Origin of the sequence: Heyndrickxia oleronia, from assembly GCF_017809215.1 — a bacterium.
GTDB lineage: Bacteria > Bacillota > Bacilli > Bacillales > Bacillaceae_C > Heyndrickxia > Heyndrickxia oleronia.
In genome coordinates, this window is record NZ_CP065424.1 from 4,449,742 (window position 1) to 4,466,941 (window position 17,200).

General features: G+C 34.1%; 16 protein-coding genes and 1 riboswitch. Of the genes, 5 read left to right on the forward strand and 11 right to left on the reverse strand.

Features of this window, described 5'->3' with window-relative positions; translation table 11 throughout:
* Positions 1 to 18: 18 nt before the first annotated feature.
* The 5 genes from I5818_RS22390 to I5818_RS22410 form a co-directional block, all read right to left on the reverse strand.
* Positions 19 to 720 carry a Type 1 glutamine amidotransferase-like domain-containing protein gene (locus I5818_RS22390; RefSeq protein ID WP_058003159.1) on the reverse strand — a complete coding sequence of 234 codons (702 nt, stop codon included), beginning with the start codon at positions 718 to 720 and terminating at the stop codon, positions 19 to 21.
* An 81-nt stretch (positions 721 to 801) separates the two neighbouring features.
* Positions 802 to 2,031, reverse strand: a complete 1,230-nt coding sequence (locus I5818_RS22395; RefSeq protein ID WP_078110745.1) for an aminopeptidase — start codon at positions 2,029 to 2,031, stop codon at positions 802 to 804.
* 36 nt (positions 2,032 to 2,067) lie between these two features.
* Entirely contained in the window at positions 2,068 to 3,705 is a 1,638-nt protein-coding gene (locus tag I5818_RS22400) for an ABC-2 transporter permease (RefSeq protein ID WP_078110744.1), read from the reverse strand.
* A gap of 2 nt (positions 3,706 to 3,707) precedes the next feature.
* On the reverse strand, positions 3,708 to 4,484 hold the full coding sequence (locus I5818_RS22405) for an ABC transporter ATP-binding protein (RefSeq protein WP_071976402.1): 777 nt from the start codon (positions 4,482 to 4,484) through the stop codon (positions 3,708 to 3,710).
* A gap of 157 nt (positions 4,485 to 4,641) precedes the next feature.
* Positions 4,642 to 5,583 (reverse strand): endonuclease/exonuclease/phosphatase family protein, encoded by a 942-nt coding sequence (locus I5818_RS22410; RefSeq protein ID WP_071976403.1) that lies wholly within the window; start codon positions 5,581 to 5,583, stop codon positions 4,642 to 4,644.
* 287 nt (positions 5,584 to 5,870) lie between these two features.
* Between I5818_RS22410 and I5818_RS22415 the strand changes: the two genes are divergently transcribed.
* On the forward strand, positions 5,871 to 6,128 hold the full coding sequence (locus I5818_RS22415) for a hypothetical protein (protein ID WP_058003164.1): 258 nt from the start codon (positions 5,871 to 5,873) through the stop codon (positions 6,126 to 6,128).
* A 101-nt stretch (positions 6,129 to 6,229) separates the two neighbouring features.
* On the opposite strand, the gene I5818_RS22420 is transcribed toward I5818_RS22415, so the two are convergent.
* Positions 6,230 to 6,544: an MGMT family protein gene (locus tag I5818_RS22420; RefSeq protein WP_071976404.1), complete on the reverse strand. Its 315-nt coding sequence runs from the start codon at positions 6,542 to 6,544 to the stop codon at positions 6,230 to 6,232.
* Positions 6,545 to 6,654: 110 nt separating this feature from the next.
* A riboswitch (PreQ1 riboswitch) is annotated at positions 6,655 to 6,699 on the forward strand.
* Positions 6,700 to 6,707: 8 nt separating this feature from the next.
* Between I5818_RS22420 and I5818_RS22425 the strand changes: the two genes are divergently transcribed.
* Positions 6,708 to 7,193, forward strand: coding sequence for a QueT transporter family protein (locus I5818_RS22425; protein WP_058003166.1), 486 nt, complete (start codon positions 6,708 to 6,710; stop codon positions 7,191 to 7,193).
* 66 nt (positions 7,194 to 7,259) lie between these two features.
* Here I5818_RS22425 and I5818_RS22430 read toward each other — a convergent pair whose 3' ends face one another.
* The 5 genes from I5818_RS22430 to I5818_RS22450 all read right to left on the reverse strand — a co-directional run bounded on the left by I5818_RS22430 (position 7,260) and on the right by I5818_RS22450 (position 13,005).
* Positions 7,260 to 8,465: an MFS transporter gene (locus I5818_RS22430; RefSeq protein WP_058003167.1), complete on the reverse strand. Its 1,206-nt coding sequence runs from the start codon at positions 8,463 to 8,465 to the stop codon at positions 7,260 to 7,262.
* A gap of 16 nt (positions 8,466 to 8,481) precedes the next feature.
* Positions 8,482 to 8,931, reverse strand: a complete 450-nt coding sequence (locus tag I5818_RS22435; RefSeq protein ID WP_058003168.1) for a MarR family winged helix-turn-helix transcriptional regulator — start codon at positions 8,929 to 8,931, stop codon at positions 8,482 to 8,484.
* A 148-nt stretch (positions 8,932 to 9,079) separates the two neighbouring features.
* Positions 9,080 to 10,438 carry an MATE family efflux transporter gene (locus tag I5818_RS22440; protein ID WP_058003169.1) on the reverse strand — a complete coding sequence of 453 codons (1,359 nt, stop codon included), beginning with the start codon at positions 10,436 to 10,438 and terminating at the stop codon, positions 9,080 to 9,082.
* A 28-nt stretch (positions 10,439 to 10,466) separates the two neighbouring features.
* On the reverse strand, positions 10,467 to 12,638 hold the full coding sequence (locus I5818_RS22445) for an ATP-dependent helicase (protein WP_058003170.1): 2,172 nt from the start codon (positions 12,636 to 12,638) through the stop codon (positions 10,467 to 10,469).
* Positions 12,639 to 12,774: 136 nt separating this feature from the next.
* Positions 12,775 to 13,005, reverse strand: coding sequence for a YczF family membrane protein (locus I5818_RS22450; RefSeq protein WP_058003171.1), 231 nt, complete (start codon positions 13,003 to 13,005; stop codon positions 12,775 to 12,777).
* A 143-nt stretch (positions 13,006 to 13,148) separates the two neighbouring features.
* Between I5818_RS22450 and I5818_RS22455 the strand changes: the two genes are divergently transcribed.
* From I5818_RS22455 to I5818_RS22465, 3 genes are read left to right on the forward strand one after another with little or no spacing between them, the layout of a single operon-like run.
* Entirely contained in the window at positions 13,149 to 14,762 is a 1,614-nt protein-coding gene (locus tag I5818_RS22455; protein ID WP_058003172.1) for a spore germination protein, read from the forward strand.
* Positions 14,759 to 15,973, forward strand: a complete 1,215-nt coding sequence (locus I5818_RS22460) for a Ger(x)C family spore germination protein (protein ID WP_078111390.1) — start codon at positions 14,759 to 14,761, stop codon at positions 15,971 to 15,973. Before I5818_RS22455 ends, I5818_RS22460 begins: the two co-directional genes overlap by 4 nt.
* 19 nt (positions 15,974 to 15,992) lie before the next feature.
* Positions 15,993 to 17,111 (forward strand): GerAB/ArcD/ProY family transporter, encoded by a 1,119-nt coding sequence (locus I5818_RS22465; protein ID WP_058003174.1) that lies wholly within the window; start codon positions 15,993 to 15,995, stop codon positions 17,109 to 17,111.
* Positions 17,112 to 17,200: the final 89 nt, after the last annotated feature.

Here is a 17,200-nt window from a genome sequence, read left to right on the forward strand (position 1 = left end):
GTAATTATAATCAACATTCTATTTCGTCCCCAAATAATTTACTTCCAGTTCATTTTGAATAACCTCATTATCTATTCGTTTGACTTCATATGCTTTTGCCTCGGGTCTCGAGCTAACTATCTTGTTCATTTTTTGGTCAAGGTAATGGATTGCCACTCCATCATCCATTGCTACACCCGAAATTATTTTTCCTGAGTCGATCATTTTTTTATATGCTGGTTTTCTCTCAATCTCTCCATCATAATGGGGACAACAACTACCTTTTAAGATCCCTAGGCATTGAATTGGTTCAAGGCTAGTACCAAATGAATCAGTCAATCCTTCCTCAAACCAGCATATAGAGCCAGCACTAATACCTGCTAATATGGTACCTTGCTCCCAAGCTTTTCTCAATATGTGATCTAGTCCCCACTCTTTCCATAAAGCTAATAAATTTTTAGTATTTCCTCCTCCAACATAAATAATATCTTTCTCTAAAATGAACGACTCTAAATCTCTTGTTGGAGGGTTAAAAAGTGATAAATGAGAGGGATGACATAATTGTTTATCAAAAAATCGATAGAATCGCTGAATGTAATTATCAGAATCTCCACTCGCAGTAGGAAGAAAACAAATTTTTGGTACTGATTGGTTTGATTGTTGTAAGATATAACGATCCAACAATGGATTTTCCGGTTCCATGGAAAATCCACCACCACCTAGGGCAATAATCTGTCTCATCTCGATCGCTTCTTTCCTATTAGTTTTAAATAAATATTTTTGAATCGGTCATTATTTCCTTCAAGGAAGTAGATATAATCATTAAAATGCCCAATTACCATTACGAAAAATGGCTATTTTTGTACCATCATTTAAAATACCATCAATATTCATCTTGGCAGATCCAATCATAAAGTCCTCGTGAACAATGCTATCGTTTAGACCTTCAGCTTTTCTTTCTTCTTCTGAAAGGAGTTGTCCTCCCTCTAAACAAGTTGGATATGCGGAACCAATCGCTAAATGGTTCGATGCATTCTCATCAAATAAAGTATTAAAAAATAGTAATTGTGAAGTAGAGATTGGCGAATTATGAGGAACTAATGCTACTTCGCCCAAATAAGAAGCACCTTCATCTGTTTTTATTAATTTCTCTAATAATTCCTGACCTACCTTTGCTGTTACATCCACAATTTTCCCCGATTCAAAGGTAAGAGTAAAATCTTCAATAACATTTCCTTGATAAGCTAATGGCTTTGTACTTGATACATATCCATTTACACCCGTTCGAAGAGGAACCGTATACACTTCTTCAGTAGGCATGTTAGCGATAAATGTCACACCATTTGAGTTCACACTGCTCCCTGTCAACCAAAGATGCCTATCTGGAAGTTCTATCCATAAATCAGTACCCTCTGCTTGGTAATGTAACTTTTTAATCCGTTTTTCATTTAAAGAATGAGCCTTTTCCGATAATTCATCTATATGTTTTCTCCAAGCATCTACTGGATGCTCAAGATCAATGCGAACTGCTTGAAAAATTTTCTCCCAAAGCGCTGGAATCCGTTCCCTCTCAGGTAACTGGGGAAACACTTTATCTGCCCATTTTTTCGATGGCATAGCAATGATGGACCAGCTAATTTTATCCGTATCAATGGCTTCATAAAAATGGTCCAGCGCATCCCCTTGTGCCTTCTGCCAATTTGTAATTTTATCGATTGAAATCCCTTTTAATAAATCTGGATCATCCGCTTCAATTTGTAAAAATGCCCCACCATTTTCAACTAACTCCTCATGTGCAGCTACTAGCCATTTAGGGTATTGCTTAAACACTTCATTCGAAGCTAATTCATAATGAGTACGCTTTATTTCTTCATCATACCAATTAACATGAACATTTCTCGCACCAGTAAGATACGCTTGCTTCACAATCTTTCTTACTAAAATTTCAGTACCTGTTGGTGCTGAAATCCATAACAGCTGACCCTCTTGTATATTAAGTGCTACTTTAACCGTAAGCTCGGCATATTTTTCTAATTGTTGATCAAATATCATATTATCTCCTCCAAGACCTTGTTCTCAACGGTAATTTTATATTTGTACCTTCCTTAATCCTATCTTCCAGAGAAACAAACTAGTAATAAAAGATATTACGATATTAATATAAATTCCAATTGGAACCTGCAAGCTAACAAAGTGAATTCCTGCGAGAAGAGCGATTGGAATAAATAGGACAAATATTTTCCATCCCTCACTTTGCCCAATAGTTTCAAAGCTTTCAGAAAACGGAATCGATTTTTCCAAAAAAAGAAAGCTAATCATCGTATACAAAAAGGAATTTATTAAAATAATGATTAAATCAGGTACAATCTTTATGCCAAAAATGATGATAAAAATGAAAGCTAGAACTAAATAAATTGGTAAATATAATTTTACTAAAAATGCTTTTAACGTACCTTTAAATAATAGCGAATAATCCTTAATTGGCAATGTTTTAAAAATCCAAGCTCCTTTGTATTTCCCAGAATATCTAAGCATCATCACAACTGTTGGAATAATTAACATGCTAAAATAAATAGTTAAATAGGATTTGCTTCCAGCTTGATTAAATCCCCTATGATTCATGGTTGTAAATATAAAAATAAATGGGATTATGAAGGAAAAGCCTAATGAAGGATAAACTTTTAATTTAAAATCGCGTTCATGCTTCATCATTAAAGTTGTAAATCGGTAGAATGCCCTTTCCTCTTTACTTCGACAAATACAGCTTAATAACCACTCTTTCCAGCCTCTACGCTTAATTAGTTTAGATTTACTTTGGTTTGAAAGCTTTTGCAGATTCTTTTCAAAGGCTGGAACGAGACGAAGATAAATCCAAAAGGCAATCAAAGGAACCAATATAGCTAGAAAAGAGAACACTATATAGAACATTGAACTTTGGCCATTTATTATCCATTCATATGGAGCTGCATACCACATAGGAAAGATAAATATATGCCACCAATGTGGATGTAATACGAAGTCAAAATCAAAGATTTCAAATGAGCGAATAAGAACCTGGTAACCAACCATTAATGCCAAAGACAAACCAATTTGTACGTAGTTAATGATATCTTTCAGCTTTTCTCCATCAAAAAATTTCAAAACAAAAATATACAATAATGCAGTGAACACAACAATTAATAAATTCGTTAAAATTAATCCAATGATTGAAATAATGAAAAATACAATACCATGCCTAAATAGTCCTACAATCATTGGAATAGCCGTAATTGATGTAGTTAGAAGAACTAAATAGATACAGATATGGACAAACTTTGCGATGCTTATTGTTTTACGGTTAATTGGTTTTGTATGTAGTATATTTTTATCACGAACATCCAATAATACAGACGAAAAATCAGATATCATTGATGTCATAACCATAAACATAACTATCCCAAAAACAATACTCATCTGAAACATATAATTTTTTCCAAATACAATAAATGGAATCGTAAATAAACCGATAAACGCATAAATCCATAAGGATTTAATAAATCCATTCGTTTCTTGTTTTTTGTTGTCCTTTTTCTTCTTTGATGATTGGCTAAATATAGTAGGAACTCTTCTTTGATCCATCATTAGCTTGACTTTTAAAATTTTTCTCAAGATGGAGTAATCAACACCCATTTTTTCGAATAAACCTTGGCAACGATCAAGAATTTTTAAGGTTCGAAAATCTTCCATAGTCACACCTCTTGAACAATGGATACAAATCTTTCACCAATTTCTTTATGCTCATTAAACCCGGTCAATTGATTGAAGATTTCCTCCAATGTACCTTCCTTGTTTTGATTTTTTAATTCAGCAAAGGTTCCATCAGCGACAATTTTTCCACCATTCAACAGAATAATTCGGCTACTAATCTTCTCTACTACATCCATGATATGTGATGAATAAAACACGGTCTTCCCTTGTTCTGCTAATTGAGATAATATTTCCTTAAATATCATTACACTATTCGCATCTAAGCCATTAATTGGCTCATCCAAAAATAAAATTTCTGGATTATGCAACATGCTTGAGATGATTAGTAATTTTTGCTTCATCCCTTTAGAATAAGAAGAAATTCTTGAATGATAAACGTCCCCAATTCCGAACAATTCCATTAATCTCTTAGCCTTGTATTCTACCAAATCAAAATCCATTCCATATAATTCACCAATAAAGGTTAAATACTCAAATCCCGTTAAAGTATCATATACTTCAGCAATTTCAGGAACATAGCCGATTTTTTTCTTATATTCAATATTTCCATCTGATATATCTTTTCCAAATAGCTTAACCTCACCAGTATATCCTTCTTCAATACCAAGAATGATCTTTACAGTTGTACTTTTCCCCGCACCATTTGGTCCTATATAACCGATAATTTCCCCTCTTGATACTGTAAGGTCAATCCCCTGTAAAACTTCATTAGCTCCATAGCTCTTTCTTAAATTATTTATTGACAAAATGCCTTCCATTTTCAGAATCCCCCCTTAATTTTTTCCATTTTAGTTAATAGTAACATAATTACTTTCAAACCATGACAAACGATTTTCTACGTAATCTTCTATAAAGGGGAAGGAATTGCTCAAAAAAAGACTCGTCTTAATGACGAGTCTTGCTGTTCATGAAATTTTAATTTAGATACATTTTTGCAGATACACCTGCATGATCCGAAGACCATAACCCCGTATTTGTTCTACCTTCTACGATCTCTGCCTCTATTGGTGTCCAACCATTTTTATATAGAATAAAATCAATACGGCTATCTAGACTTGATTCAGCATTCAATAAATCAGGTCCCTGACAGCATGTAACACCGGTATCTATTCCACTATTTATCCATATATCTTGCATACCAAATTCGCTGAACTGTTTATATGTTATCGAGTCATTGGTCATCGCATTAGAATTTAAATCTCCCATCACTATTAGAGGCAAATCTGTTTGAGCCGGTCCAACAATTATTTCCCTTGCTTGCTGGATCTGAATATCTATTTGCGTATCCAGATGAGTATTAATCAATCTAAATTGTTTTCTATCAAGTCTAATATCAATCGAGCACCATCCTCGTAGAATTTCCATCTGTTGATTTTGAATTTGTATATTAAGATTCGTTTGAAAATTAGCCTTCATTCTTTTATTCACTTGCAATCTATTTTGATTTCGTATTAATATCGCATCCCTATCCATCAAACGAATTAAATTACCATTACTGTCTGGAAGCTCTACTGTTGTATTATTATTTTGAACAACAAGGGCATAGTCTAAGCCTTTCTTTTTTAGCTCAATTATTAACATCTGTACAAAATCATAGGTGATCGTTCGAAAATTCGGGATTTCTAACTGCCACTTTACAGCTTCCTGAAGACCTATTAAATCTGGCTTCTTTTGTGCAATTTCACGAGCAATCGCTTTTACACGAAGTGGATAATTGGTTGCAAGAAATTGCTGATACACATCTGATACTAAATTCGGAATTTGGTTTCTAACAGCGGTAAACAGTGGTGGCAATTCCGCCCCCATATACAAATTCCATGTGAGAAAAGAAAGACGAAATTTATCCCTTATTTTCATTTATACACCCCCATTCTTAAGCCCACTGTATAGTATATGAAAATGCACTGCAGATAGACTGGGATACTAAAAATGAAGTATATTTTTCTTTGTTTTGTTCCTCCATTCTCATCTAAACATCCTGAAGGAAGCGATATTTGGAATACCGAGCATTAAATTATATGATTATATAACTCTCGTTTTATTTAATGATATGCCTTTTCTTCTAATCTATATGATAGTAAAACAAGCAATTTTATTGAGAAGAACATTTAATAAAGTAAACCTAACAGAAATGAGGTGAGAAAGTGGGTTTAAATGATATGATACCGAAACCACCAGATGTTGTTACGATCGTTTCAGAAAGAAATCCATTAAATCCAAAATCACCACGTACAATTGTTGAAGTAACCATTATTGGAGAAGCAGGTAAATGTGAACGTTTTTTACGTTCTAGTGAACCTTATCAAACAGCAGCTAAAGGTTTAATCAGAAGTGGATTTGATAAAATATGTGAGCAAAACTCCGATATTTATGGGGTCACTATTTTTTCTAGAGATCTTTAATGTTATATAGTTGGACTTTACTTTAAAGAAAAATTGGCCAGGCTTTATTTAGGGTGTTTATTGGGGAGCACCCTCCCTTAGACACCCCTTTTCGCGTGTATTCACAGACTATCAGGTTGATATTGAAATATTTTAAGATTGATGATTCCATTCGAATTAAATTCAACCCCTTCACTTTGAAGGGAGAACTTTTGAACATGATAATACTCATCATCTTTAAAACCGATCATTCCCTTGGAATTGACCACTCGATGCCATGGCAGTTGATATTTCTTACTCATAGAATGCAAAATTCTTACAACCTGCCTTGCAGCTCTTGGACTACCTGCAATTGTAGCAATTTGTCCATAAGTCATTACCTTTCCTTCCGGTATATTTCGAATAATTGTTACGACTCTCTCAGTAAATGGGGTCATTCAACTTACCCTCTTATTTTAATTTTAATAGCACATTCTCCCAAAACAGCCATTAGTTATAATTGACGAATTTTCTATATATATTATATTATTATATCTTGAGTGTTTACTCAAACGTGGTTCGAAACCATCCCACGATAAAAAACTAAGGAGAGAACTGAATATGAAAGTCAAAACTCTTGTCGGAAATGGGATTGTAGCTGCATTATACATTGCCGTATCGTTTATCATTCAACCCTTTGGGTTTACGAATATACAATTCCGAGTATCCGAAATATTTAATCATTTGGTCGTGTTTAACAAAAAGTATATGATTGGCATTGTCTTAGGTGTTTTTCTTACCAATTTATTTTTTTCCCCTATGAGGGCTTATGACCTTGTTTTTGGGGTTGGACAATCTATCATTGCCTTACTTATCACGATCATCATTTCAAAATTTATTAAAAATATATGGGGACGCATGATAGTAAATACGATCGTCTTTACAATTACTATGTTCCTCATCGCTATTGAACTTCATCTGGCTTTTGACTTGCCATTCACGATTACATGGGTAACGACTGCAATTGGAGAGTTTGTTGTAATGGCAATTGGTGCTCCAATTATGTATTACTTAAATAAACGCGTGAATTTTGAACAACAACTATAAAATAGAGAAAAAGCTATCGCATACATGTGATAGCTTTTTCTCATATCTTTTATTTAAATAAAAAATTTACTTTAATGAATAATACGTGTCAGACACTGGTGCTTCGGTTTCTTTTTTCTTCGTAAATAGTAAGGCGTAAATGAGGATTAATAATACAAGACAAATAATTGAAAATCCATAGATAAAATGGAAGCCTTTATTAGCAGCAAGAATACCAAGACCAGTAGAACCAATGGCCATTCCTAAGTCCATTGCTGAAAAATACATTGCATTAGCCGTTCCTTGTTTTTCTTTCGTTACTAGGCTGACAGCTATTGCTTGGAGTGTAGGTGTGACAGTTCCATATGCAATTCCATAGAAAAAGCCTGCGGTAAGTAGTGTTACTGAACCATTAGTTATCGATAATAAAAATAACCCAATGACCCCACAAATAATCGCTGGATATATAATTACTTTATGTCCATAAGTATCATAAAGCTTTCCAGAAATAGGACGTGCAACAAGCATAATAATGGCTACAATAAGAAAAAATAAAGAAACAGTACCACCTAAATGAGCCTCTTTTCCAAGCTCTCGAAGAAAACTAACTACCCCTCCTAAAGTGATGGAGAAAAAAACACATAGTAGACTTGGTATAAATGCCTTTTTATCGAAAATAGATTCTTTAAAAGAAAGTTTCTTTTCGATTGTCTTACTTGAAACAGGTGCCTCTTGTGTTTTAATCATAAAGCTACATAAAAAAGTGATAACAGCTAATACCACTGCAATGATTAATAAAGTATTAAAAGGCATATATGCAAGTAAAGCTAAGGCAATCATTGGTGCCATACTTGTTCCGATACTCGTAGCAAGTCCGTAATAGCCAATCCCTTCACCTAGCCTTTTCTTAGGTATAATATTCGTTGCCAATGTAGCTAATATTGTTGTCATTATGCCAAAACCAATACCGTGAAAAATTCTCAAAAGAAGCAAATACGGAACAGATTCCTGTCCGTAACTAAGAGACAATGTTACTGCAACAAATAATAATGTAAATACGCTCATCTTCTTCACATTTACACGATGAATCAAGTAACCTACGAACGGGCGGGTCACAATAGCAGCAAGCATAAAAATAGTAGTCATGAGTCCGCCTTGAGTTGGGTTATTTTTCACATCTGTTATAAAGGCTGGAAAGCCAGCGGTTAATAATTGTAAACAAAGAAAAAATAAAAAAGCCATTAAGACAATGGCCATAAACTGTGGTGTCCACAACTTAGGTGATTCGTTCATTTAATAATCCTTCTTTCTAGTTATTGATATCATTTAGAAGTGAATCAGTATTACTCTCAATTGAATGTAATACATTTAAATATGTCTCCAACGATTCCTTATTAATTCCATCGATAACCTTACTAAAAATGCCCTCAATATATGGATATAATTCTTCAGCTAACCCAGTCCCTTTCTCTGTAATAGTAATGAGAAAGGATCGTCTATCTTTAGGATTAGCTACTCTTTTGACAAAATCATTTTTTTCAAGCAAATCAAGAATTTTAGTCAGTGTAGCCTGATCTTTATCGGCTTTCTCTGATAATTCCTTTTGAGATATATGATCCGACTCTTTTAGTGTTCTAAGTACACTCCATTGTTCAGATGTAATTTGATATGGCTTTAAATAATGATTTAATAGTCGACTAATCTTTCTACTTGTTCGAACTGAAGCAAATCCGATTAATTTATCCTTTGACATCTCCATAGAGAGGCTCTCCTTTCAAGCACAATTATTATTATACATATAATTATTATTCGTGTAAATATAGTTTGTATACAAATTATTTATTAACCATATAAAAATTAGTAAAGGAGCTACCTCATAAAATATTAAAAGAGATAGCTCCAATTTTTTATGCACTTAAAATAACAAATTTCCTTTTTTGGATATATAGAAGCCTTAATGACAGTCCTACTCCAGCAGCCAACAAGCCTGATGTTAGACCAATCCAATATCCTGGAGCACCAAGATTGGTAAAATGGGCTAAAAGATAACCTACAGGCAAGCAAATCATCCAATAAGCAATCAATGTCATGATAAATGCTAAATTTACATCTTTATAGCCTCTTAATGCAGCCTGTGCTGTCACTTGAATCGCATCCGATAGCTGGAAAAATAGCGCATATATTAAAAAGTGACCAGTTAATTGAATAACCGCTGCTTCATTTGAATAGAATCCTGCCACTTGATAACGGAATAACACAACCAAAAGTCCAGTAAATAAAGCGATAATAATCGCTAGACAAATGCCCAGCCAGCTATATATTCGAGCGTCCCGGTACCTTTTAGCCCCTACCTCATATCCTACGAGCACCGTTAAAGCAAGGGATATGCTAACAGGTACCATATAAAGAAATGAAACAATATTCAATGCCGATTGATAGGCGGCAATGGTTGTAATGCTAAACTTACTAATTAAAATAGTTACTACTGCAAACATACTTGTTTCAAAGAAGGTCGAAAGCCCCATCGGTACCCCAATTTTCAAGATTTCTTTACAATTCCCCCATGAAAAATCTTTTAAGTTTGAAAAGATTTGATAAGTTGAAAAAGGATCTTGCTTTTTAATAATAAAGGCTGTTACTCCTGCAATCATCCAATAGGTAATGGACGTGGCATAGCCTGCGCCTGCACCACCCAGTTCAGGAAATCCCATATTCCCATATATCAAAACATAGTTTAAAAAGAAATTAATAGGTAATGAAGAGATCATAATGACCATAACAATACGAGTTTTCCCTAACGCATAAATAAACGATCTGAGTACATTAAAAATAAAAAGAGGAATAATTCCAAAGCTTAAACCTACGAGATAAGCATGTGCTGTATGTTGAACCCTTGTTTCTAAATTCATTGAGTCTAATAACGGATTTAACAGAAAAAATCCAAGAATGATAACAACTATAGCAATCATTAGTGATAGATAGATCCCATTAACTACAATCGAAGAGACTTCTTTGCTTTTTCTTTCACCAAAACGTTGGGCTACAATAGGTGATACAGCGAGCAATATCCCACTTAAGCCTGTAAAAACAGGATTCCAAATGGAAGAACCGATCGCCACTCCAGCTAAATCGGAGGAGTTATACTTACCAGATAAAATAGTATTAAAAAAAACCATTGAAAACATACCTAATTGTGTAATTAATATAGGTATTAAGAGAATGAAAATTTGTTTTGTTTTTTCTTTTATCGTAAACGTTTGATTCATTGAAAAGTTCTCCTGTAATTTAAAATGATTATACTGCCTCCAACAACCCCATCTCTAGACATGTTTTAAGTGACAGTTTTTTAACACCGGCTTCAAAACGTATTTCAAATTGTTCACGGTCCAGTAAAATGATTTCACCCTGCCCGAAAACAGGGTGCTTTATTTCCATCCCAACATAGAGTTGCTCTTCTTCTTTTATTGCTGTTGAAGATGTGTCCATCTTACCATTTAAGCCGTGCTTCATCTTCTTCTCCTTTTTTGGGCTCATAATAGAACGAACACCTCCCACGAAGCGTGACTCATTTACAAGTTTTCCATTCTTTATTTCATAAGAGAGCAATTCTAGATGAAGCTTTGCACGAGTCATCCCAACATAAAATAGACGAACAGCCTCTTCAATTAATTCCTCTTTTCCTTGCTCTTTTGACCTCGTTTCCTCTTTTGAAGGGATGATTCCTTCAACCAAATCGATCATATATACTCTCGTAAACTCTAATCCTTTTGAACTATGTAATGTTGAGAAGGTTACCACATTTTTATGTTTTCCAAACTTAGACTCTTTCATTTTCTTCTCTAAATATTGCAAACGACCAGCAAATTCCTCCATCGTATCTAATGTGGTCGCAATCTCCTCGAGAGTATTTAAAATATCCAATAGATGATCTAGGTTGAATCCATATCTTTCACTTAATTTTTCAAGAGCTTTCTCATATCCTAGTGATTCGCGAATTAGACGAATCACCTGTAGTGGTGCCATGCCATTCATCTCTTGGAACAAGCTTTTGCATTTTTGTAGTTGTTTAATCTGATAGTCCTTCAGATTGATATACTGCAAAAGATTATCAAAACAGGATTGTTTATTATTTATTTTTTTAAGATCTTTCATTTGTTGCTTTGTAATATAGCCATTAAATTTTGTATGAATCTTCTCCAAAATGTCTGTACGTGAATCATTATAAGAGATTCTCATAAAATTTAATATATCCTGTACTACCCAATGAGAAAAAAAGTGAGAATTTGAGTCTTTAATATAAAAAGGGATACCTGCCCGGTCAAAATCATTCATTAAACTGATAGATGAAGAGTGATTCCGATATAAAATTGCGACTTCTCGATAATTATCAAGCTGAGAAATTTCCCTTATTAAATATTTAGATTGATTTTGATAATCTGCCAATCTTTTTAATTGTATGGGTTGATAGGAAGGATTATCAGTAAACATCTGTTTGTTATATCGGTGTTTATTTTGCTGAATGAATTGGTTAGCAACATCTACGATATCTTTTGATGAACGATAATTTTGCTCCATCATAAGGATGACTGCCTCAGGATATACCTGCTTAAAATCAAGCAAATATTTTGGATCTGCTGCGCGCCAAGTATAAATCGATTGATCATCATCTGCAACAACACAAAGATTGCGATGATTGCAAACCAGCTTTTCAATGATTGCATGCTGAACCAGTGAAGTGTCCTGGCTTTCATCCGTTAAAACATAATCATACCGTTGCTGATAGGTTCGAAGAAATTCAGAATCCTCTTCAAACACTTGATTTGCAATCGTAAGCATATCATCATAATCGACTAATCGAACCGTCCCTCTCGTTCGTTTGAATAACTCATATTCTTGAACTATTTTTTCAGCCATTGGTATTTGACATTTAACGGTAGACCAAAGTTCCTCCGGAATTAGTTTATTTTTCAGCAAACTAGTATAGGACATCAATTCCTCTAACTGGTCATCTGTTATATTTTCACCAACCAAATTGTTATAAATTTCCTTTAAGATGATTTTCTTATTTAATGTGAGTTGGTTTCTTTCCAGTGGTTGAATGCCTTCAATAAGTTGAAAGCTTGTATTAGTTTTCCTAAAGTACTCTCGTATCACTTCAAATGCAAGACTATGGATAGTTGAAAAATCTACTTGCGGTATCATGGGGAAAAATGAATTGAATCGTTCCTTCATATCCATTGCTGAAGCTTTACTAAAGGTTACAGCCTTAATTCTTTTTGGATTAACACCTTTTTCTTTTATTAAATAACCAATTTTTATAATGATCGTTGTTGTCTTTCCTGAACCCGGCGACGCTAACAAAAGAAGGGGACCATCAGTATGTAAAATAGCCTTCTGTTGTTGCTGATTTAAAATAACTCTCTTTTTTATCTGACTGAAATTAAAAAACTCCGCTTCCTTATTCATGCGAGAACCCTTTCTAGTACTTATAAGCTTAAATATATATAAACCAAGGGGGATTCTTCGATTCACACCCTCACCTAAATCTTTCTATTCACTTATCATAACAGTTTTATTTATATTTTTCTTTGACTTAATTATTTTACGATGGATTCCTTTTCTTCTTTTTTAAAACATAGGTAGTAATGGATTGAATCAGAAATACTAATATAAAAAAAAAGAATACGACAAACTCACTTGTATCCATTACTCTAAAAGGATTGAATGCGTTGAATATTGCATTTTTTAATTCAAACCCCATAATCATATCAATTCCAATTGAAAGAGCAATTAAAAAACTGATTAATCCTATACTTATTCCAAATAATTTCAATTTATCTCCTCCTAAAACATTGAGATAATTTTCACTTTAGCATATCCAAAATTTCTTAAAAAATCACATTTACGCATAATCCAACCAAAGCTTGAGAAGAATTTGGTATATGTACAAAAAGTTAGTGAAAACGAGGAATTAATATGTCATTTCTTAAGAAAATACTTAAAAAGAAGAAAAGTGTCAAAACCGGTGGAGACCGTTCAGGGCAGGCAGCATTCATACCCGAAGAATACTTTGGGAATAATCTTGATGAAAATGTAAAGAAAATAATAGAAACGCTAGGAAATAGTTCAGATATTATCATCCGTAAGATGGAAATTGGTCTAACTAGCAGGATTGCAATTATCTATACTGATGGATTGGCAGATGACAAATTAATTGATAATAACATCATAGGAGAGCTTCTAACTAAGGAAGGCATGGATGAAACGATTTCTGAACAGCACTCATTGCACATAATAAAAGAAAAATTGATATCTATAAGTGGAGTTAAATCGATTTATGATTGGGATCAACTTTTTCACTCCCTTTTATCAGGGGAAACAATCATTCTTATGGATAATGCCAATGAGGCTCTTTCAATTAGTACAGTAGGTGGAGAAAAAAGAGCATTAACAGAACCTAGTACAGAATTAACCATTCGTGGTTCTAGAATTGGTTTCATTGAAAGGATACGGACCAATACATCCCTAATTCGGAGCAGAATAAAAAACCCCAACTTATGGCTGGAAACGATGCAAATTGGGAAAGTAACTCAAACAGATGTTGCAATCATGTATATCAACGGAATTGCTAATGATAAGGTTATCAAGGAAGTGAGAAAACGGTTAAAGCGTATAGATATTGATAGCATATTAGACACTGGATATATTGAACAATTAATTGAAGATGAGACCTTCACAACATTTCCAACACTCTATATTACAGAAAGGCCTGATGTAGTTACTGCTAATCTTTTAGAAGGAAAGGTTGCAATTTTCGTGGATGGAACTCCATTTGTTCTAACTGCACCTGCATTATTTGTGGAATTTTTCCAAGCTGCAGATGATTATTATTTTCGCTTCGATATTGCAACAGGGATTCGGTTATTAAGAGTGTTAGCTTTTATCATTTCAATTATTGCTCCATCTATCTATATCGCAGCTACTACCTTTCACCAAGAAATGATACCTACCTTGCTCCTAATAACGATTGCAGCACAAAGAGAGGCTGTACCGTTTCCATCATTTGTTGAGGCTGTCATCATGGAAGTAATTTTTGAAATTTTACGTGAAGCAGGAATTAGACTTCCTAAAGCCATTGGTCAAACGGTTTCCATAGTTGGGGCACTTGTCATTGGTCAAGCGGCTGTTCAAGCAGGGATTGTCTCACCTGCAATGGTAATTATCGTTTCAATAACAGCCATTGCAAATTTTTCAACCCCATCCTTTTCAATGGCTATATCCGCTCGTCTAATTCGCTTTTTGTTCATGATCATTGCTGCTACTTTTGGATTTTATGGATTAATTATGGCCATATTAGTGATGTTCATTCACCTATGTGATTTACGATCTTTCGGTGTTCCATATATGTTCCCATTGGCGCCATTCACCCCATCTAATGCAGGTGATACAGTGATCCGACTGCCAATCTGGACATTAAAACAAAGACCAAGATTAATTAGCCAAAAAAATATAATACGTTCAGGTAAAAATCAGGAACCACATCCTCCAAAACAGACAGCAAGTCAGCCTAAAAAGGAGAATCAAGAATGAAGAAGAAATGGTGGCACTTATTATTAATATTAGGATGTCTCACTTTTCTTGCAGGATGCTGGGATAAACGTGAATTAACTGATCTAGCCATTGTTAATGCAGTTGGAGTAGATAAATTAGAAAATGGAAAGTTTCGTAACACCTTTCAAATTATTAATCCCGGAAATGTTGCTGGAAATCAGCAAGGCGGTGCACAAACAAGTGGGATACCAATCACGGTTTATACTGTTTCAGGAAGAAATATGCTAGATGCAGCAAGATTGGGCTCAAAAAATGTCTCTCGCCAAATATATTATGCCCATGCAAACCTCGTTGTCATTGGTGAAGATCTAGCTAGAGAAGGATTAATGCAACTATTTGATGTGATGGAAAGAGACCCTCAATTTCGTACAACCTCCTCCATCGTCATTGCTGAAAATTCAACAGCAGAAGATCTGCTAAAAATGCTTACACCAATTGATAAGCTTCCTGCCAATAAAATAACTAAAACACTCAAATTCACTGAAAAAGCTCTCGGGGAAAATATGGATGTTAGTGTAGATGATGTAATAAGAGATATGGTCAGTCCCGGAAAGGAACCGATAATTAGCGGATTTAAAATTGTTGGAAATTCAGAAGAAGGAAAAGGACAAGCTAATCTCCAAACAACTGAGGCAGCAGCACGTTTACAAGCAGGAGGAATGGCAATTTTTAAAGAAGGCAAACTAACAAGATGGTTGCATGGAAAAAATGCACGTGGTGTACTTTGGGTACAAAACAAAGTTCAACAAACTCCAGTAAATATTTATTGGAAAAATAACAAAAAACCTCTTGCCTTTTTTGTGATTCGCGGCAAATCAATAATTAAGGCAAAACTAGAAAAAAATAAGCCGGTAATAAAGGTTCATATTGAAGCTGAAGGCGATATAAGAGAAGCAGATATACAAATTGATCTCACTAATCCTAATATAATATTTCAGCTGGAAAAATTAGCAGAAAAGGAAATAAAAAAGGAAATTATGGCTACCATAAAAATGATTCAGAAGGAAAAGACTGATGTTTTTGGTTTTGGAGATGTTATCCACCGTACTTCTCCTAAAGTTTGGAAACAGCTAAAAAATGATTGGAATGACGTAGGTTTTCCTGAACTAAAAGTAGACGTAGACGTTGATGCATTTATCCGTCGTACAGGGTTAAGAAATAATCCTTATATTACTGAAGTAAATAACTAGAATTACAGAGGGTGGTTCGGTGGAAAATGTAAAAATCAATGCTTACCAATTATTTGTTATTATGGTCCTATTTGAACATGGTAGTGCCCTAGTTATCTCTTTAGGATCAGGAGCAAAACAGGATGCCTGGATCACCATTCTTACTGGAATGATCTTAGGAATATTTTTATTTTTATTATATAACCGCCTTTACCTTTATTATCCAAATATTCCCTTTACCTCTTATGTTCAAAAAATAGTTGGATCTTTTTTAGGTAAGATTCTTGCATTTGTCTATATCCTTTATTTTTTTTATCTGTCTGCGAGGGTTTTAAGAGATTTCGGGGAACTGTTAATTACATTTGCCTACCCTAATACACCAGAATTTATTATAAACGCAATCATGATTTTAACTGTCATTTATGCCATTCATAAAGGAATTGAGGTCTTAACGAGAACAGGTGAAATATTCTTCTTTTTTCTATATCTATTAGCTATTTCCGGATTTGTTCTTGTCGTTGCCTCTGGATTAATCGATTTAAATAGACTGAAACCTATATTAGATGAAGGAGCTATGAAAATATTCCAGGTTACATTTACACAAACATTGTATGTACCTTATGGAGAGATGATTGCCTTTACAATGATTCTTAACTATCTTAATAATCCCGTAAAAGCAAAGTGGATTGGCATATCTGCTATGGCATTAAGTGGTGTTAATTTAGCAATTTCAATGGGAGTAAACATATCCGTCCTTGGGGTGGATCTTGTTTCACGTGCTCCCTTCCCTTTACTCACAACCATCCAACGTATTCAAGTAGCCGATTTTTTAGAACGACTGGATGTTTTCTTTTTACTCGCTGTCATTATTGGGGGGTTTTTCAAAATAAGTATTTTTTTCTATGCAGGTGTAATTGGAACAGCTGATCTATTCAAAATTAGCAAGCATAAAAAACTAGTTTACCCACTTGGATTAGTGATTCTTTTTTTATCTATGACCATTGCCAGTAATTTTTCTGAACATATAAAGGAAGGCTTAGTTATCGTACCTCTCTATTTACATCTACCAATGCAAGTAATCATTCCTAGCCTGCTATTGGTCATCGCAATCTTTAAAAATCGAAAAAGTAAAAAGAAAAAAACAGAGGCTGCGATTTAAAATTACAAAACATATTATTTCTCTATATTAATCTTTGTAATCCCCATATCATACGGACCTGTAAGATTTAAGCGCACGTATGAGAGGGG